This is a genomic window from Collinsella aerofaciens (assembly GCF_009876115.1).
Classification (GTDB): domain Bacteria; phylum Actinomycetota; class Coriobacteriia; order Coriobacteriales; family Coriobacteriaceae; genus Collinsella; species Collinsella aerofaciens_N.
This window is the reverse complement of sequence record NZ_WWSY01000032.1, coordinates 1-1,621: the sequence shown is the minus strand read 5'-3', so window position 1 is coordinate 1,621 and position 1,621 is coordinate 1. Positions and strand designations below refer to the sequence as shown.

Genomic DNA, 1,621 nt, shown 5'->3' with positions numbered 1-1,621 from the left:
GGTTGATTTTCAATCTCAACGCAACAGCCTGAACGGACCCCGCGTTTCCGCAGCTAGCGCAACGCGGAAATAGCCCCCGGAACCTGGCCGTCGTCCCGTTTCCGCAGGTGGAGGGGCTGTGGAGGCCGGTGCCCCCGTGCCGCCGCCGCATGCTCCGCCAGCCCGCCGCGCAGCCGTTCCGGACTCAGCGCAACGGGCCCTCCGGCCCATGTCCCGGCCCGCCGCCTACCCCGCCAGCGGCCCCTCGCCCCTCGCGGCCCTGGCCCTGTCGATGCAGCCGGGCGTGAGGTCGAGCCCGCCGGGCGCCAGCTCCTCTATCCCGAACGCGTCCATGAGGGCGGAGGCGTCCTCGCCGAGGGCCATCCGCAGCACGCGCGCCGGCGTCAGGAACCCGAGCGCCCCCCTCGGCTCGGAGTTCACCTGCGACATGAGCAGCGCGCAGTCCGCCGCCGTCAGCCGGTCGAACCTGACCCCGGCGCCCTTGGGCAGCAGCTTCCTGATCTCGACGTGGTTCTTCTCGCACGCGCCCTTCTGCTGGCTCTGCCGGGGGTCGCAGTAGAAGAGCCTGGTCTCGCCGTCCCGCTCGCCGAGCAGCGCCGCGATGGCGCCCTCGTCGGCGAACTCGCTCCCGTTGTCGGTGAGCACGGCTCCGAAGGCGCGCCTCGCGCCGTCCTCGCCGAGGACCCCGCGCAGGGAGGAGAGCGCCGCCAGGACCGAGGCGCACGTGCCGTCCGGCAGCGGCAGCGCCAGCTGGAAGCGGCTCGGGCGGTGCAGGAGCGTGAGGAGCCTGGCGGAGTCGCCCCTGGCGCCCTCGACGGTGTCCATCTCCCAGGCCGCGGCGCAGGCGTCCTCGCCGAGCGCGAGGAACGACGCGTGCGACCTGCGCGCCGAGTGCGACGTCGCCCTCCCCGGGGCCCGGCGCGACCTCGGCCTGTAGCCGACCTTGCGCCTGAGCTCCATGTTCGTCATGCCGTCGTAGCCGGCGTCCACCCACCTGTAGACGGTGGAGGCGCTGAGCCCGGGGGTCGCCGCCGCTATCTGCTGCGGGGAGAGCCCGCGCGCGAGCCCGTCCCGGATGGCCGCGAGCTTGGCGGCGGCGCCCTCCTCGGTCTCGTCGATCCCGGACCTGCTGCCCGAGAGCTCGGCGTCGGCCGCCTCCTGCGCCCTCCTTGCGCTGTAGAACACCCTGGGCCTCCTCGAGCAGCCGTAGCCCCTCCTGTGCGAGCATCCGTTGCAGCACCTCGGCCACGCGGAGAGCCTGGGGCAGGCCCCCGAGAGGTCCGCGGGCGCGGGCTCGCCGTAGCGCGAGCGCGGCGCTGTGACGTAGCGGTGCGCCGCCACCTCCCTGGTCACGGTCGATGGCGACCTGCCGAGCTCCGCGGCGATCTCGCGGGCGCTGCGGTTGAGGTCGAGCATCCTCTCGACCGTGTTCCTCTCGTGCCTCGTGAGCCTCCCGTACGACCTCCCGGACGGCTTCGGTCTGGACATTTCGGCCTCCCTCCATCGCGGGCCGGGGGATTCCGGCCCCTCTGGGGTTGCCTACCCGGATTCGCGCCTCAGGACTCAGCGCAACGCGTTGCGCTGAGTCCTGAGGCTGTTGCAATGAAGATGAGAATCAAGG

At 72.8% G+C, this 1,621-nt stretch carries 1 protein-coding gene; it reads right to left on the bottom strand.

All coding sequences use genetic code 11. The annotated features are described in order from the left end of the window. Positions 1-225: 225 nt before the first annotated feature. Positions 226-1,488 (bottom strand): IS30 family transposase, encoded by a 1,263-nt coding sequence (locus GT571_RS09920; protein WP_161156983.1) that lies wholly within the window; start codon positions 1,486-1,488, stop codon positions 226-228. Positions 1,489-1,621: the final 133 nt, after the last annotated feature.